Below are 17066 nucleotides of genomic sequence, written 5' to 3'. Positions count from 1 at the left end.
ATATTGGCCCAACATAAGGCATTTAAAATGAAAGAAGAAGAAAACGTAAGCTTTGATACATCTATCACTATTACAGATAATGCAGTAAAGGAACTAAAGAATCTATTGGAAGATGAAGCTGATACAACTGCAGTAAGAGTTTTTGTTCAGGGTGGAGGATGCAGTGGTTTTCAGTACGGATTTTCTTTTGAGGAAAATGTTTCAGATGAAGATTTAGTCATTGAAAGAGAAGGCGTAAAAATCTGCGTAGACTCGCTTAGTTACCAGTACCTTGATGGCGCGTCAGTGGACTTTGAAGAACAATTAATGCATAGACAATTTGTAATCAATAACCCCAATGCAACTACGAGCTGTGGCTGTGGAAGCAGTTTAAGTTAATACAAACAAAAAGTCCCTTATCGCTAAGGGACTTTTTAATTTCAATATCAATTTCAATATTTATTTAACTTCGCCAAGAAGCTTGTAACAACCTCTTTTCTTTTTACCATCTTTTTCTGGCTGAATGATAAGCGGCGAGTAATTCAATGCTACTGAAAAGCTCCACTTGTCATTAACATCGCTAACAACTGCGTCTTCGAGAATTTTCTCTCTAATTTCATGATTTTCTGTTGCTTTAATTTCATTAAAAATAATTAAATCAAAATGTTTTACATGCTTTTCCGCACTAAAATCTTTATTGCAAGCAATAACATTACCAGACACTTCATAGTCAGGAGAAGAGCTTACCAAATCAAGCATTACTTTCTTGCTTAGCAGTCTAGTCTTGTTTTCATCAAAGTTTTTCTTCCAGCTTCTTTTTATCGCTTTTTGAAGATCACTTACATTTACTTTAGAGTAAACCGAGAAAATCTGTTCCAAACGTCTAAAGAATCTATTTCTGCCCCTTTCACTGAAGTAGAACCAATCTGATTCAACATCAAGCCAAAGCGTTTCGCTAATACTGTTAGCAACATCTTTAACAAAATCCAACTTAATTTTTTTGCTTAAGCCTTTTATCTCTTTTCCAATTTCTTCTATAGAAGTCGCACCATTATGAGAGATCAATGTGATTGCAATGCTTTCAATTTCTTGAGCAAGATTAATGTTTTCTTTACCAACAATAAATCGACAGCCATTATGCTTAATAGCGATACCTGATTTTATTTTAAGATCCTTCATATCCATGATATCAATGATACTTAAAATGCCTTCAAGCATGTAATTTTCTGAAATAATGCCTTCGTCAACTAAAACCGTTTCTAATAGTGAAGATGATGCAGGTGTTTTTGAATCAACGATAGAAGCTGCCAAATAAAGTTCTTTTGGGACGACAAACGTATCTCTAAGCTTTTGCGCAACTTTGTTTGTAATCTGTCTTACACTTTCTCTGGTAAGGCTGTACGGTTCACCCGCGACTTGCATTGATGAGCCACCTTTCCCATCAAAACCGAAATATCTTTTGGCAATTTCATTGTTTCTTTTAGAATTATTGCCTGTATCAATTAAGTCTACGTATCTAGAAATAACTTCATTCAAATTTAGGGTTTTTTGATTAACCATATTAGCCTCAGCTTTATTATTATTATTTGCCAAGAGAAATAATTTTTTAAATAGTTATTGGCATTTATTTTTATTTGTATAAAATATATCTACTTTAAGCTTATACGTCAATTTACTGCGTAGCCACAAACGCACCTTATATTACCGCAAAAGCACATTTTGACACTCGAGGCTAAAAGACGCATATTATATATACAACAGGTAAGCATCATGTCCAAAAAAAACAAATCTAAAAGCTCTGCTAATACCACCGCTAAAAAAAAATCAAACAGGCTTCATGAAGTTTTAGAGATGCATTATGAAGGCTACCGATATAAGAAAAAAACAACCTCTCATGATAACGAAATGCACCGAAGCTTTAATAAAAAACTAAGGTCGTTCCTGAAAGATTGTGACAAGAAATCATTTGTTCCTTCAAAATCTTTTGTTGAAAAGGAAATATTAAAAATAAAAGATGAAGTTCAGTATGAAATCAACATGAAAGGGATAAGTTTAGGAACAACTGATTACCGAAGAATAGACTCAAATCTAGCATCAATGGACTTTCATAGTTACCTTGAAAAAAAGAAAGATTCTGTCACAGGCGAAAGCATTAAAAAATTAAGAATACTTGGCTTAGTTCCGCTAGCCAGATTAACAGATGGCGACATTAGATTGATCCTCAGAATTTTTAAAGAAATAGCAGATGAACAAAATGAAGAAGGCGTTATTCTTATTGATCTGATGAATGTTCGCGTATCTTCCGTTGTTGGCGACGAAGAAAAATTTGAGATATGTGACATGCTGTTAAGAAAATGCAGAAACTTAACTAAAAAACATGCCAAACAAAACAATCAAAATACTGATTTTAAATACGCCTTTTTGGACCGCGCAAGGGACATACTTGTCAACGCAAGTATCTAATGATTAACGTATTATAGACTCAGTTCGAGCTTGTTGCCCATCAAATTCAGATGGGCAACATATTTACTTCTATCGACCAAAATCCATTTCTGCTTCTGCAATATTAAACATTTCAGCCATTCTCACAGAACGATCCTCAAAAGTCCTTTGGCCTTCTGAAATCAATGCCTCTTTTTGCTCTTTGCTCACCTTAGGGGTTATATACGCCCCTGTTGCCGACTTTTCTTTGTACTTGATATTAATGTTATTTTTGCCAAAAATATCCTGCAGCTCTCCGATCAAATCATCTGTTATTTTAAATCTGTTTGATCCAAGTACTTTGGTCTGATTGACACCTTCATTATCAACAAATGAAGCCTCTAATCTAGCATACCCCTCTGGCAGGCTTTTTATTAAGTCATTTAACCGACTTCGTTGACTTGTCGTATTGAATTGGCTTAAGTCCAGGTCTATATGAATGGTTTCAGCCATTCGCTCCCTAACCATGTCCACGGACTTAACACTATTAGCAAACATTCGTACTTTCTTAGAACGGTTATCCATTCTAAGGGTACCTTCAATGATTAGCGCTTTATCAACTTCCAATAAATGCTGACATTCATGGTAAAATTTATTATAGATAACCAAGTCGGTTTGTTTTGATTTGTCATCAATTTTAAGATACGCAGTTTGACCTTTCGCTCCACTTTTTATTTCCATATCAACAATTATTGCTGCAATGGTAACTTTCTTATTTTCCCATTTAACTTTTACGTTTTCTTCCGCAGATTCTTCTCCTTTCTCATCGTTACCGTCTTCCATGTCCGAACCCATAAGGTCTATCAACTTACCTGAAACAATCGGCGATAATTCCTTCTCGTAAAAATCAATTGGGTGGCCAGTCAAATACATCCCTAGCTTTTGTCTTTCTCCACTTAATCGTTCAAGGTCATTCCACTCTTTAGCCTCTTTGTACTTAACAACTGATTCATCTTCGGCTAGTTCACCAAACATACCCATCTGAGTCGAATTCGATAAGTTCTTCTTTGCGATAAACTTAGCGACATCTATTGCACTAGGTATCGTTTCCATCATAATTGCACGGCTAGGGCCAATATTGTCAAACAAGCCTGCATAAACACCCGCTTCTAAAACCCTTTTATTAGGCCGTGCACTAATGCAAAAGTCGAATAGGTTCTTGTACCCTCCTTCTTCATCACGCTTGTCTATAATTTGAGCTATAGCAGAGTCTCCAATCCCTTTAATACCTCCAAGCCCAAAAACAATTTGATTGTCATTCTTGGGAGTAAATGATTTCAATGAGATATTTACATCTGGAGGAAGGATCTCAATCCCCATGCTTCGACACTCATTAACATAGGCAACAATTTTTTCAGTATTACCCATGTCGGCAGATAAAACGGCGGACATGAAGTATGATGGATAAAAGTGCTTAAGCCATGCTGTTTCATAGGATATACGAGCATAAGCTGCTGAGTGAGACTTATTAAAACCATAACCTGCAAATTTCTCTACAAGATCAAATATCTTCATAGATAATTCTGAACTTATTCCGTTTTTCTTCGCTCCTTGCTTGAATATGTCTCGCTGAAGCATCATGTCTTCTAATTTCTTTTTACCCATAGCGCGACGGAGCATGTCGGCTTCGCCCAATGTATACCCAGCCATAACTTGGGCTATTTTCATAACTTGTTCTTGAAAAAGAATTACCCCATAAGTCGATTCTAATATTTCTTTCAAACATTCATGCTGATAAGTCGCATCAGGGTATGATATTTCCTCTCTACCGTGCTTTCTGTTAATAAAGTTATCAACCATTCCCGATTCTAATGGCCCTGGACGAAAAAGTGCAATTAGTGAGATTAAATCCTCAAAACAGTCAGGCTTAAGTCTTACATTAAGGTCTTTCATCCCTTTACTTTCTACTTGGAATACCGCACTTGTACGCCCTTCTTGGAACATTCTGTACACTTCTGGCTCATCGAGTTTTATCTTCCTAATATCAATTAAAGGAAGATTTTGCTTTGCTTTATCTTTGTTTACTAAATTTATTGTGTTTTGTATTATCGTTAATGTTTTAAGTCCTAAAAAGTCGAACTTTACAAGGCCTGCATCCTCTACATCATTTTTATCAAATTGAGATACCTTATTTATTACCTCTCCCTGCTTACTAAACTCATTATAAGTTGGAGTAAATCCAGTTAGAGGTCCTTTTGATATTACAACACCACCAGCATGCTTACCTGTTTGCCTAACAAGTCCTTCCATTAATAATGAATGAGATATGATTGTCTTTATGTCATTATCAGTTTCAATCGCTAACTTAAAGTCTGGATTTAACTCAATCGCCTCTGCGAGCTTTATACCTGGTGTATTAGGAATAAAGTTAGATATCCTGCCACCAACAGAGAACGGGAAACCAAGCGCTCTAGAAACGTCTCTCACAACCATTTTTGCGGCCATTGTTCCATAAGTAATGATTTGGGATACCGCGTCCTGACCATACTTAATTGAATTGTACTTAATAACCTCTTCACGGCGATCCATACAGAAATCTATATCAAAATCGGGCATTGATACACGTTCAGGGTTAAGAAACCTTTCAAAAAGCAAAGTGTATTCCAATGGATCTAAATCAGTAATTTTTAGAGCATAAGCGATGAGTGACCCAGCGCCTGAACCACGGCCTGGTCCAACAGGAATTTCATTTACTCTTGACCACTGAATAAAGTCTGAAACAATCAAAAAGTATCCAGGGAATCCCATCTTTATAACTGTTTTTAACTCAACGTCTAATCGCTCGAAATATTCTTTTCTCTTCTCTGAATAATTGCTTGCATTACGGTCAAATAGTTCTTCGAGCCTAGACTCCAAGCCTTGATATGACTCTTTGGTTAAGAATTCAGCCTCGGTCATGTTAGCGGCTTTAGCATCTGGAAAATCAGGTAGGAAATACTTTCCTAATACAATCTCAACACTACATTGTTTAGCGATAGCAACTGTATTTTGTATAGCTGAGGGGATATCAGAAAATAGATTAGCCATTTCATCTGGACTTTTTAAGTACTGATCAGGCATGTGTCCATTAATATTATAATCGGCGATTTGAGTTAGTGACTTACTTTCTGCAATAGCTGTTCTTATTTGGTGAGTTCTAAACTCATTATGCTCTAAGAAAAGAGCCCCATTTGTCGCAACTACAGGGATATTTGCTTGAGAAGCCAACCTAACGGCTGCGTGGACATGTTTATCATCGAGTTCATGCCCTGTTCGCTGTAATTCAAGAAAGAACCGATCCCCAAAGATAGATTTCATTCGCTCTGTTCGCATTCTAGCGATGTCTAAATCCCCGCTCAATAACAGCTTTCCGATCGAGCCATGCCTAGCGCCTGAAAGTGCAATAACTCCTTCGGATAGCTGACTCAGCTCATCGATTGAAATAATAGGGTTTCTTCCAGTATTAATGTTGCCGTTTTCATATGCATCACTAATAAGCTGGGTTAAATTTTTATAACCGACGTTATTTTTTGCAATCAATATCATTTTGCCGATCTGATTGTCCGCCTGGTCTTTCATGTTAATATTAACTTCCATGGCAATAATAGGTTTAACGCCACTAGAAATAGATTTTTTATAGTGCTTAATTGTGGCAAACATATTACAGCTATCAGATACGGCAACGGCATTCATTCCCTTACTTTTCACACTACTAATAAGTTTAGGAACTCTAATCAATGAGTCTTTTAAAGAATACTCAGTGTGAACATTCAAGTGAACAAATTCGTTGGGTAACATTTGTGGTTCGCCTATCAAAAAAATATAGACATATTATATCTACGATTAACACTATCGGCAATAAAAAACGATTACCATTCGGTACACCTCAACATTGACAGGAAACTATTTAGTGATATATTAACTTTACTTTCCAAGAGGTTTAAAATGAATGACATGACAGTTGCCTTAAAGGCAGTGATTGGCTCAGTTATCTGCGAGCCAACACTTTTAAATGAATTAAAAGCGAACATTAATGAAAAACACATACACAATATACAATTAAAGGAAATATATAAGACGATATGTAAGCTAGAGGAAGCTGGATACATGTTTGATAGAATTTCTATCCTATCAAACACAAAATTAAAAGATGAAAATTTATCGAGTCTCATTAATGATTGTATTGAAGTGTCTAATATCACTGCATTTGAATCTCATATACAGATAATAAAAAATAGCATTACTATTAATGAAATTGAATTAATGCTTAATGATGCAAGATCGAAAATAGCTATTGGTGGATTTGAATCTCCTGCGGAGCTACTTCATTCAATCTCAACTCAGTGTGATAATATTTTAGAGATAAGCTCTCAGAAAGATACAGTTGTATCATATAAAGAGTTAATCCCTGAAGTTACTAAAAAAATCATGGAGCAAGCTAAAACAGGCATAAAAGAATTTGGCCACAAAACTGGTTACGAAGAATTAGACGATATGATCAATGGCCTAATTCCTGCCAACTTAATAATTGTTGCAGCTAGACCAGCTATGGGTAAGACTACTTTTGCATTCAATATAATGGAAAACATAGCGGCTGCTGATGATGGTCATTGCTTAATGTTCTCAATGGAGATGCAAGACTCGGACTTAGCTATAAGATCACTATCAAGATTTACAGGTGAGTCTCAAACGAATCTTAAAAAGGCCAGTTTCACTGAAATGTCCATGGCTAACCTTAAAGCTAGTTATGATGATATTTCCAACTTAAAAATAAATATTGACCCGCGATCATCATTAAACGTAACAGAATTAAGAATGACAGCGGCAAAAGTCCATAAAGTCACACCATTAAAAATGATTATGGTCGACTACATTCAACTTATGAATGCCAAAGATACTAAAATCAGTGAAGAGAACCGTGCTCTAGTTATTTCTCACATCACAAGCAACTTAAAGAAACTATCTAAAGAGCTTGGTGTTCCCGTGGTTGCTCTTTCACAGCTAAATCGTAATCTAGAACAGCGTGTGGACAAAAGACCTGTTAACTCTGATCTTAAGGAGTCTGGTGCTATCGAGCAAGATGCTGATGTGATTTTGTTTCTTTATAGGGATGAAATATACAATGAGGACTCTCAAGATAAAGGCATTGCAGAGATAATCATTGGTAAACAACGAGCTGGTGCATTAGGGACGGTTAGGCTAGGCTTTAACGGCAGTAGCTCAAGATTTGAAAGTCTTGTTAGAGCTAAAGACATTAATCCTGTAAACGAAACACACCAACCCCCACCATCTATTGGGTATGAACCTTCAATATCGATTGAACAATATGCTGAAAATCATTCATTCGACATTAATAACAGTCCAATATGACTTAAGCTTTTTCATTATATATAATATATCCAAATTCTATAAATCACCCTTTTCTACATTAGGGTGATTTACTTTTTAATCGGGGAAAACATGTCTGAAGAAAACAACACAGAAACAGAATCTATTGCTGCCAACAGAGTTCTTATGCTTGATACTGAGACAACCGGCTTGTCTTATGAGTCTGGCCATAAGATAATTGAAATAGGCATTATTGAAACAATAAATGGCAGTAGAACAGGTAACAACTTTCATGTCTATCTTGATCCTGAAAGAGAAGTTGATGAAGAAGCAGAAAAAGTACATGGGATGGATAGAGAGAACTTAGTTATATTAAGTGAAGGCAAAGTGTTCAAAGACATTTCGGCTGAACTAACCAACTTTGTTCAAGGCGCTCATATTGTTGCACATAGCGCTCCTTTTGACTTTGGTCATTTAGATGCTGAATGTAGAAGAATAGGCATTCCTGAGATAAGCCCTCAAGTTAAGATCTCAGACTCATTGAAGTTAGCGGGCAATTTGTTTCCTGGACGAAGAAATAATCTGGACGGGCTTGCTAAAAGACTTGATGTTGATACGTCTTCAAGGAATTTGCATGGCGCTTTAATCGATGCTTCAATATTAACTGACGTCTACTCAAAACTTATTGCTAAGCAAAAAGAAATGGGGATATACAAAAGTAATATTGAAGAAACGACGGTCAATATTGAAGGCAAAAAAGAAGTCGAATTTACACCTGTACTTCCTAGCCTTGCTGCTAAGTTGAGAGTCGTCTCACTTTCAGAAGATGATATTCTAAATAACGAACTAATGAACGAAAGAATTAGATCATCCTCTGGCGATGATGGGTTTACATTTTGATTGTTTGTCCTCCTGTTAAATCAGGCAGCTAAAAATCGAGCTTCATAAGCCGCACGATTAGATTGATAACGCGCTTCTGACTCCAAGAATAACTCTTCAAGTTGGGAGCGGCGTGTTTCTGGTACAAAAGCCAATCCACCCGCGCCAATTTCTTTGATTGCACATGAAATTGTATCTACAACGAAGTCACTTGTGCAGCCGTTATCAGTCGTCCATCTTTGTACTTTAACTTTTCCATTTAATGGATGAAACAGGTAGTAACAAGTAAAAGAGAGATCATGAGACACTTGCTCAGCTAATGTAACTTCATTTTCTTCATAATCACTTATGATTTTCTTAGAGTCACCCTCGCATCGAAACTTTATGTTTTGGCAATATTGAGCAAAAGGCACACACGGAGAATCAATAAAAAAATCAATAACGCTCAACATTTCTTTATCAAAATATTTTTGCACAAATGGCTTAGCCAAAATTTCATTTGCATCATTGATAGCAGTATTTTTATCTTCGTCGCTATCGTTTGATAGCACAGCTATAAACAATTCTACAGCCTGCTCTTTAGCCTTTCTAAGTCTGCTCATAATTATTTTTCCTTGCATGTCCGCTTAACTAACTTGCTAATAATTATAATATAGGCGCGCCTATACATCAAGTGTAATCACTTGTTTTGCAGGCTTTCATTTAGTAGTTTGTAGGCTGCAATTAACGACTCTTCTTTCGTACCTCCAAAAAGCTTAATCGTTTTTTCTATTTCATCTAAACGATCCTTATCCTTAAACCGGACAGAGCTATACGTAGGCGTCCCATGACGTTTTTTGTTTTGTAATTGGTTAGCATTATGTTGCGGAGTATTTTTTTGAACCATGTGTTTCCATTACCTATTTCTGATGTTAGTTCTTAAATGTTAGTTTTTCTAGTCAACTTTGTACAGGACATATGTTTTTGTTTCTTCAAAATAAGGAACACCAAATGGCCTCAACGATTAAACTCCCTCCCCTATAAACAAGCAGGAAGGGAATTCTAGATCATCGCAACACTTTTAGCTCTGTATGCACTTTATTCCTATCATCTTTTGATAGACCAATATTATTCAGGTACTTATCACTATTACTAAAGCCTCTCACAATATTCCCTTCACTTGTAAAAGATAACGGTGTTCCTTTTAAGTTAAACAACTTACCTAAGAAATATTGATAAGCTGCAGGCAAGTCTACTCGCCCCTGCTCTTCAGCAATTGAACAATCATCTTGAATGGGGATGCTTTTTCCTGCATAGAGCTTCGTCATAGCTTCAGCAGGGTCTTTTGAACACCAGGCACTGTAAAGAGAGCTGATAACTTCTTTTGCGGGAATCGGTCTCGTCTTCTCTAAAGCCAATGCTCTTGGGTACATTAAGATGGTTACCTTTACTCCGGCTTTGTTTAAGGTAGGAATTGACTTGTGAAGTTTCTGACAGTACGGACAAGTAGGATCACTAAATACCATAACACCCACCTTCTCTTCGCCTATAGCAGGGTATACAACAGACCATCTTTCTCCAAGGCTATCTAGTCTCGAGTACATTTCACTGATCTGTGCTTTGGTTTCTGACTTACTTAATTTTTTACCCTTAGTGCTGTATCCGATTTTGCTTTTTTTATTTCCTTTATAGCTAACAAATGCACCGCCCGTTTGCAGCTTGCTCATATCAATGCTTCTTTTAGATTGAGACTCATTTGAACCAGAAAATGCTGAATGAGAGTTAATAACTTCACTTCCAGATTTAGACATTTTCTGCTCTATTCTATCTTTCCATTTTTTACGAAGGGCATCCAACTTAGATTTTGTGTCTTCTGATGATTCAGCAATAATTGTCTTGTTTGCATCAGATAACACACTTTCAGGTTGGCCCATTATTCTTCTGCTCGCATCTCTTGCAAGTTTATTATTTGCAGGGCTCAAAAGAGAACTTTTAAGTTGATTATGCTCACCAGCAGACTCAGAGTGAGAATCTTCATATGTGCGATGACTTTCATGTTTTCTTGACTCAAGACCCGCAGAAAGACTCTCAGAATGATTATTATCAATTTTTTTAGGAAGTCCTTCTCGTGGACTGTAAGTGACATCTTTATGAACTGGCCCATGTCTCTCACTTACTGTGAATGTCGTATTTAAGGCACTTATCAGCCTTTTCTTTTGCTCAATTAACTCACGAGAAACCATCGTTTCACTCACGTTAGTATCGACATTCACCAGATCCCCAAAAAACACAGAGCTAGCATCGTCAGTTACATAGAAAATACCTTTGCTACCAAAGACTTCTTTAATATTAGGAATGCTTGTTTCATAAACATGAAAAATTTCACCGTAAACTTTCCCTTCCAAAGCACTTTTAATCTTATCTATTAATTCTTTTGAAACAGGCTTTTTATTTAAGACATTACTCATAGAATCTGGCAAAACAATATCAATTGCCTGATTATTTAAGTTTAGCGAATTCACAAACAAATTACCGACTACTGCTGCAGTTACAGCAACGATAGCTAATGAACCACCAATGATAATAGGCCTGATCTTATTTTGTGTATTTGGTTTTGGATTTGGATTATTCATAATGTTAAAAAAGAGATATGACTATTGCTGCCAATAACTCTTTCTGCTCCTGTTTTATTAATTTGATTACAATAACCCGACGAGCGATGACTCAAGCTTCATCCTCAGTCGGGAGATTCATTTAAGTCTGTTTCTAACTCAAGACTTGATATGTGTCGTAGATAGAGATAAGTGTCATCGTTGTGGCAAATAAAATGATAAAATAAATTGTTAAAATCCGTAAAAATTTCTCATTAATTGGCCCGGTAATTTTTTCTATTAAAAATATAAGTAAATGTCCGCCATCAAGCACCGGAAGTGGCAGGAGATTCAAAACCATTAAATTAATACTAAGTAGTGCAATGACAAAAAAGTAAGAGTTAATCCCGCCTTCAAAGCCACTTGCTGTTTCCTGAGCCATTGAAACTGGCCCAGATAAAACAGATGGCTCTGTTTCATTTACAATTACTTTCCAAATAAACTTAAGAGTAAATTTAGAAAAGTCATATGTTTTTTCCAACGAATTTAAGAATGACTCATACAAACGAATCTCTTCAACGTTGATCACCTCACTCAAAATATTAGCAGGCACATCAAACGTAAGTACAATACCAAATCCCCCAGATTCTGGCGTGATTAATGACTTTGTTAACTCTTTCTCGCCTCTCTCAACAACAAATGTATTGATGGCTCCCTTTTTAAGATTAACCAACCTATCAAAATCGGCCACATAATTAAATTCAGTTCCGTTTAGAGATAAAACAATATCGTTTACCAATAATCCTGCTTTTTCTGCTTCGCTATTTTCACTAACAAAGCTAATCGTATTACCTATCTCTAATAAGTAATGAAAACCTAGCTCATTTGCAAAGTTAGGTTCTTCTTTCTTTGTTTTATGAATTTTATACGAAGACAAATCTGCATTTACTTCAATGAGATTATCATCTCTTTTTACAAGAAATATATTTTCATCTTTACCTGTTGCAACAGAAAGCTCGAGTACAAAATCTGTCCACGTTTCCACTTCATTTCCATTGATTTGCTTTATTACATCAAACTTCTCAAAGCCTACTTCTTTAGCAATACCTTCTGTCTTACCAATGATGGCAGGTGATGACACATAAGTGCCCAGTCCAATGTAAGTTAATAGTACTATCGCAAGCAATCCATTAGCAACTGGACCACACAGAACAATCATCGCTTTATTGAATAAAGGCGCATCTTCGAAAACACCTTTTTTCTCTCCAAAATAAAGCGATTCTTTATCTTTAGTATCATCTCTCATTAGCAATTTAACATACCCACCCAAAGGAAGCATTCTTAGGTTGTAAGTTATACTGCTTCTAGGGCTTGTCCAGCTAAGTAAAGCTTTACCGAAACCAATCGAGTACTGAAGCACACGCACTCCAGAGAGTCTTGCTGCGAGGTAGTGACCAAACTCGTGAATACCGACAAGAACCAATATACTAAACACAAATATAATGGTCGTACACAAAAAATCCAACATGATATCTCCAGGGGACAAACAGCATAGCTAAGTAGCCATAACAAAAAGACTTAATATAACCAAACTGAATTGTAGTGTCAAACCAACTAAGGTAATTCAAAGTATTCGCAACATAAACAATTTATAGTATAATAAGTTATATTTTTAATTGGAGATTTAAAATGCTTGGTACAAATGGGGAAAGTTTAAGCCTTGTCTCTCTTGATGACGTTAATGATATTAATATCAGCAATGGACTCATGGATGTTTCTTGGGGCTCTTTAGTCGATATTTTGAGAAACCATAACATCAGAAACAATAAAGAAGGCGCCTGTTTTATTCCTGCACAGTTTAAAAGCCCTGATGACTGGGTTTTGTCTGATAATGATGAAAAACCATCTTACCGAAACGATTTAAATGTTGAAAGTATATCAGTAGTTGTTCTTGACCTGGATGAGCCTGGCTCAAAAGAAAAAGCAGAAGAAATCTATAAAGACTTTGAGCATGTTATCTACTCTACCCACAGCTATACTGTAGATAAGCCATACAAGTTCAGAATCGTGCTTCGATTAGATGAGCCGATCTCAGGAAGCGAATGGCCGGATTACTTTAAGTCACTTATCGCTCCAATTGATGCAGATAGAAGTTGTGGCAATTTATCTCGCGTATTCTACTTTCCAAGCCACAGCCCAAACGCCGGATTAGCTCCATACTTTAAGCACCAAGATGGCAACAAAATATCTGTAAACGACATCAATAACATTAGGAGCAAATATGAGTCAGGATTAAGTCCTGAAGCATTGGCTGAATTTAGAGAAAAAAACACACCGTCAATCCCTAAAAGCAATGTAAGAACTCACTTTACTGGCGAAAAAAGAAATATTCATGACGCCAAAAGTATGACTATCGATTACTCTTATGAGGGCATGAAAGAATCTTTCGCAAAATTCATCCCCATTCTTTCTGACAATGACAACAGACACGATTTTGCTTTAAAAGTATGTGGTAGCGCAGTTGGGAAATGGGGAGCTAAAGCGGATTTTTTCAACGTAGTTCAGTTTATTTATAAAGCATCTACTGAATACGGAAGCAAGCCCCTTACAGATCCTTCTGGGGATACCAGAAAGGAAATCCCTGAAATAATTAGCTCCGCTGTAAATAAATACGCACCTGAAATTGTTTATGGTGACGAGCCTATTTATACGAATTTAAGAGCTCACATAAAAGAAATTGTTGCTAAAGTTGAAGTTATTGCAATCACTGAAGACTGGGATTTTCCTAACGAAATAACAAGTTTTAGTGATAAAGATGAAATAGCAAGAAAGCTAGACATAAGACTTAACAATAATGTCGATTACTCAAGAAATGTAATCAGGGGCAGAAATATCGATTCGATTAAAGAATTCATAAAAACAGGTAAGCTCATCCCGTTTGTAAAGTCAGTCTATGATAAAGAGCACGAAATAAATGGCGACAAAATGAATATAAATTCAGTTGGCCAATTTGTATTTTATTGCATTCATGGTCATGCGACACAAATGCTTTACGACAAAAATCTATATAAAACGCTTGAGGTTGCAAAGGATTTAATTGTTAACAATTTAGATAATGTTATCCCTAAAGAAATGAATACCCCACAGAACAAGTCGTTCTTTTTGTCTTCAATTAAAATTGGTCATGCGAAAGCCAAGACCAATAATTTCAGATGGGGCATTTGTCACAACCCTAGCGTTGAAAAGCCCTCTCCTGCTCAAGTGCGAGATATGAATCGTAAAAACCAAAAAGAGGATCATGCTGAAATAGCGCCAGTTCAAAATAACTATGAAACTTCTCCTTCTATGTAAGGGCAATTAGTTATTTACTTTTTACATACGATACCTCATATTAATGAGGTATTTTTTTGACTTAAAATATAAGAGAAATCTAAATTTTCAGAGGACAAATGATGACAAACCACATTCAATTTAACAAGCTATTAACCTATACAGATAAAAGCCTAATAAAAGTAACACCAAATGAAACGGTCGTTTCCGTTTATGCTAAAGCGATTTTATCAACATACCTAGAAGAAACGAGAAATTATCCTCGGTCAGAAGTAACTGAGTCTCCAATTGTTATCGAAGTTACATTTCCTATTCCAGAATTTTCTGAAACAGAAGAGCATATTCTAGCAAGCGCTGAAGCTCTGGCTCAAGTCGCGGCTATATCCCCTGACTTTTTTAACATATTTGGGACAAAAAAAGGGGCTAATATCACCGAGATTCTTCTAGTGGCCTCTCAGAGTTTTCTTGTTCGTTTCAATGAGTTTCAAAACGATCATAGAAGTTCATTATGTAGTCAAAGCCTAGTTATGTCTTCGACCTATTTTTATGGTGCAGCCTCTCGAATCGTTGCTGAAAATGAAGATGATTGGGTTAAGCCTTTGCTGTCTGAAAAAGAAAAGCCGTTTGCTGTTTATCAAACCTCAATGAAAAATACATTTGATCGACTGAGTCTCGTGAACAAGCATGGAAAGTTTCTTCTTACTAGAGTTGCAATAGAAGACTTTATAGCCCTACCTCAACGATATATTGATCCCGAATCAGTAACTCGCCCATTTAGAGCAGCAAGAAGTGTTTTGAATCAAAAGTTTATAGACGTCATACCGGGCTCTCCATTGGCGCCTAAAGAAGAATTTAATGAAAGAGGCCAATTGAACAAGTCATTTCTTGTTCCCAATGTATTTGCGGTAAGGTTGGTTTTGGTTGAAGATAACCTATTCGGAGAAGATGTCTATGTAGTAACAGGCATGCCACCTTTTTTGCCTAAAGAAGTATTGTCCGAACACTTTAAAAATGGAACCGATCACATTACAAATAGTAGAGAGGTTAGAAACTACATTAGAGAAAAGCAAAATATCGCTTCTTTAGGACTATTCGGATAGTTAGAAGACAGGGTAGCTTTCGCTACCCTGTTCAAACGAAAACATTGGAAAAGGGTTATTTAACAACACCTAGCTCGTCTAACTTATCTTTTGCAGTCTGAGAACCCAAACTGGCTGCAGATTTCAAAAGTCTTACTGCTTTAGTACGGTCTCGCTGGACAACCCATCCCTCTAAATAAAAGTCTGATAGCATTACCACGTATTCCACATTGCCGCCGATCGCTCTTGACTGTACATACTCAAAAGAGCTCTTGTTTTTTCTTCTCTCCTTCGTAAACTGTTTTCTTACCTCAAAGGCAAGAGCGTAAGAGTTGTTTGATGATTTAGCTAGCCAGAACATGGCCAAATCTCGATCTTCAGGCACTAATTCACCAACAGCATAGTGAGAGCCAAGAATATGCTGCGCCTCACCCAGTTCGTTTATGGCTGCTTTCTTGATGTACTTCAGGCCTTCACGGTCATTACGCTCTACTTCATCTTCTGAGACAGAAGGGTATAGGCCCATTAACAACTTGCCATATTGCAGTTCCGCCAATGGAAAGCCCAGGTCGGCAGATGACTTCAATAAATCAATGCCTTTATCTATATCTTTATCAAAATTAATGCCATGGATATACATTTGAGCCGCGTTAAATTTTGCTTCAGAATTCAATGAGTCAGAGTCTTCAAGCATTCTTTCAAGACCACCAGCCTTTTCTGATGCATTGTTAATATAAGTGAGAGCAATTTGTCTGTCACTTTCAAAATCTAGCTTAGGCTCTTTCCACGTATAAGTACTTGCAAAAACTGTTGAGCTTAACGATAAGGCGATTAAGGCCCCTAAAATAGTTTTTTTCATTTTCATTTACCTGTTTTCTACAAATTATATTAATTTTAAATTATAAGTCAAATGAACTTGGTTCATTATCAGTGTGATTTTTTTCAATATAAGAATCTATAACTAGATTTCCCCATCGCTTAGCAATATCTTGAGGTTTTTCTTTTGAATTATTTACTTCTGTCGGCCTAGCGCCCTTTTCTACCAAAGATTTAAATAATCCTACTTCTGCATCTAAAGCAACTATATGCAAAATATTACCTTTGGCTCCCACACCTTTAGAGAAATCAAAACCTTTTCTTTCAAATAGATCTATCATATCTTCTTTATTGTCCAGTAAAGGTAAATGCGACAAAGGTAAGTTTCCAGAGCTATCTGGCTTATTCATTCTTTCGGGCTCATGATCAATAATAAAGTTTGCAATCTTGAGTGCATTTCGCTTAACTGCCTCGCCTAACAAACTTGTATTTTTTGAGTTTTCAATATCTCTGTTGACAAAATCTCCGTTAAGATAAATATCTGAAAACAAACTTCGGTCATCACTTTGAATAAGAAAAAAAAGCTTCTTCTCTGAATGAGTCATTATACTAAAGGACATAATTA

14 protein-coding genes are annotated in these 17066 nt (G+C 36.3%); 6 read left to right on the top strand and 8 right to left on the bottom strand.

Annotated elements, in window-relative coordinates; translation table 11 throughout:
• The first annotated feature begins 27 nt into the window (after positions 1-27).
• Positions 28-378 carry an iron-sulfur cluster insertion protein ErpA gene (erpA, locus tag SP041_RS00240; RefSeq protein ID WP_137297080.1) on the top strand — a complete coding sequence of 117 codons (351 nt, stop codon included), beginning with the start codon at positions 28-30 and terminating at the stop codon, positions 376-378.
• A 60-nt stretch (positions 379-438) separates the two neighbouring features.
• On the opposite strand, the gene SP041_RS00235 is transcribed toward erpA, so the two are convergent.
• Positions 439-1539: a hypothetical protein gene (locus tag SP041_RS00235; RefSeq protein WP_137297079.1), complete on the bottom strand. Its 1101-nt coding sequence runs from the start codon at positions 1537-1539 to the stop codon at positions 439-441.
• A 210-nt stretch (positions 1540-1749) separates the two neighbouring features.
• Between SP041_RS00235 and SP041_RS00230 the strand changes: the two genes are divergently transcribed.
• Entirely contained in the window at positions 1750-2442 is a 693-nt protein-coding gene (locus SP041_RS00230; RefSeq protein WP_137297078.1) for a hypothetical protein, read from the top strand.
• A 69-nt stretch (positions 2443-2511) separates the two neighbouring features.
• On the opposite strand, the gene dnaE is transcribed toward SP041_RS00230, so the two are convergent.
• A complete protein-coding gene (dnaE, locus tag SP041_RS00225; protein WP_137297077.1) occupies positions 2512-6237 on the bottom strand; it encodes a DNA polymerase III subunit alpha in 3726 nt (1241 codons plus the stop codon).
• A 147-nt stretch (positions 6238-6384) separates the two neighbouring features.
• Between dnaE and SP041_RS00220 the strand changes: the two genes are divergently transcribed.
• Both SP041_RS00220 and dnaQ read left to right on the top strand, forming a co-directional pair.
• Positions 6385-7809 carry a replicative DNA helicase gene (locus SP041_RS00220; protein WP_137297076.1) on the top strand — a complete coding sequence of 475 codons (1425 nt, stop codon included), beginning with the start codon at positions 6385-6387 and terminating at the stop codon, positions 7807-7809.
• Between the two features lie 90 nt (positions 7810-7899).
• On the top strand, positions 7900-8667 hold the full coding sequence (gene dnaQ / locus SP041_RS00215) for a DNA polymerase III subunit epsilon (RefSeq protein WP_137297075.1): 768 nt from the start codon (positions 7900-7902) through the stop codon (positions 8665-8667).
• Positions 8668-8687: 20 nt separating this feature from the next.
• On the opposite strand, the gene SP041_RS00210 is transcribed toward dnaQ, so the two are convergent.
• The 4 genes from SP041_RS00210 to rseP form a co-directional block, all read right to left on the bottom strand.
• Positions 8688-9248: a hypothetical protein gene (locus tag SP041_RS00210; RefSeq protein ID WP_137297074.1), complete on the bottom strand. Its 561-nt coding sequence runs from the start codon at positions 9246-9248 to the stop codon at positions 8688-8690.
• Positions 9249-9325: 77 nt separating this feature from the next.
• On the bottom strand, positions 9326-9532 hold the full coding sequence (locus tag SP041_RS00205; RefSeq protein WP_137297073.1) for a hypothetical protein: 207 nt from the start codon (positions 9530-9532) through the stop codon (positions 9326-9328).
• Positions 9533-9692: 160 nt separating this feature from the next.
• On the bottom strand, positions 9693-11258 hold the full coding sequence (locus tag SP041_RS00200) for a thioredoxin fold domain-containing protein (protein WP_137297072.1): 1566 nt from the start codon (positions 11256-11258) through the stop codon (positions 9693-9695).
• Between the two features lie 133 nt (positions 11259-11391).
• Complete coding sequence (rseP, locus tag SP041_RS00195) at positions 11392-12744, bottom strand: RIP metalloprotease RseP (protein ID WP_137297071.1); 1353 nt, start codon at positions 12742-12744, stop codon at positions 11392-11394.
• Between the two features lie 161 nt (positions 12745-12905).
• Between rseP and SP041_RS00190 the strand changes: the two genes are divergently transcribed.
• Together SP041_RS00190 and SP041_RS00185 are read left to right on the top strand one after the other, a co-directional pair.
• Entirely contained in the window at positions 12906-14567 is a 1662-nt protein-coding gene (locus tag SP041_RS00190; protein ID WP_137297070.1) for a hypothetical protein, read from the top strand.
• Positions 14568-14668: 101 nt separating this feature from the next.
• Entirely contained in the window at positions 14669-15646 is a 978-nt protein-coding gene (locus SP041_RS00185) for a hypothetical protein (RefSeq protein ID WP_137297069.1), read from the top strand.
• A gap of 55 nt (positions 15647-15701) precedes the next feature.
• Here the strand turns inward: SP041_RS00185 and SP041_RS00180 are convergent, their stop codons facing one another.
• Together SP041_RS00180 and SP041_RS00175 are read right to left on the bottom strand one after the other, a co-directional pair.
• The gene (locus SP041_RS00180) at positions 15702-16484 is read right to left on the bottom strand and encodes an SEL1-like repeat protein (protein WP_170968498.1); all 783 of its coding nucleotides are present in this window, start codon (positions 16482-16484) and stop codon (positions 15702-15704) included.
• 40 nt (positions 16485-16524) lie between these two features.
• Positions 16525-17061, bottom strand: a complete 537-nt coding sequence (locus tag SP041_RS00175; protein ID WP_137297067.1) for a hypothetical protein — start codon at positions 17059-17061, stop codon at positions 16525-16527.
• Positions 17062-17066: the final 5 nt, after the last annotated feature.

Source organism: Psychromonas sp. SP041 (assembly GCF_000470315.2).
Classification (GTDB): Bacteria; Pseudomonadota; Gammaproteobacteria; order Enterobacterales; family Psychromonadaceae; genus Psychromonas.
Note: the sequence above shows the minus strand (reverse complement) of the source record. Positions and strands in the feature narration are given on the sequence as shown.

Excerpts from the sequence above, each read along its gene's own strand:
- erpA (WP_137297080.1), top strand. The coding sequence starts at position 28 with ATGAAAGAAGAAGAAAACGTAAGCTTTGATACATCTATCACTATTACA.
- SP041_RS00210 (WP_137297074.1), bottom strand. The coding sequence starts at position 9,248 with ATGAGCAGACTTAGAAAGGCTAAAGAGCAGGCTGTAGAATTGTTTATA.
- SP041_RS00200 (WP_137297072.1), bottom strand. The coding sequence starts at position 11,258 with ATGAATAATCCAAATCCAAAACCAAATACACAAAATAAGATCAGGCCT.
- SP041_RS00185 (WP_137297069.1), top strand. The coding sequence starts at position 14,669 with ATGACAAACCACATTCAATTTAACAAGCTATTAACCTATACAGATAAA.
- SP041_RS00180 (WP_170968498.1), bottom strand. The coding sequence starts at position 16,484 with ATGAAAAAAACTATTTTAGGGGCCTTAATCGCCTTATCGTTAAGCTCA.
- SP041_RS00205 (WP_137297073.1), bottom strand. The coding sequence starts at position 9,532 with ATGGTTCAAAAAAATACTCCGCAACATAATGCTAACCAATTACAAAAC.
- SP041_RS00175 (WP_137297067.1), bottom strand. The coding sequence starts at position 17,061 with ATGTCCTTTAGTATAATGACTCATTCAGAGAAGAAGCTTTTTTTTCTT.
- rseP (WP_137297071.1), bottom strand. The coding sequence starts at position 12,744 with ATGTTGGATTTTTTGTGTACGACCATTATATTTGTGTTTAGTATATTG.
- dnaQ (WP_137297075.1), top strand. The coding sequence starts at position 7,900 with ATGTCTGAAGAAAACAACACAGAAACAGAATCTATTGCTGCCAACAGA.
- SP041_RS00190 (WP_137297070.1), top strand. The coding sequence starts at position 12,906 with ATGCTTGGTACAAATGGGGAAAGTTTAAGCCTTGTCTCTCTTGATGAC.
- SP041_RS00235 (WP_137297079.1), bottom strand. The coding sequence starts at position 1,539 with ATGGTTAATCAAAAAACCCTAAATTTGAATGAAGTTATTTCTAGATAC.
- SP041_RS00230 (WP_137297078.1), top strand. The coding sequence starts at position 1,750 with ATGTCCAAAAAAAACAAATCTAAAAGCTCTGCTAATACCACCGCTAAA.
- SP041_RS00220 (WP_137297076.1), top strand. The coding sequence starts at position 6,385 with ATGAATGACATGACAGTTGCCTTAAAGGCAGTGATTGGCTCAGTTATC.
- dnaE (WP_137297077.1), bottom strand. The coding sequence starts at position 6,237 with ATGTTACCCAACGAATTTGTTCACTTGAATGTTCACACTGAGTATTCT.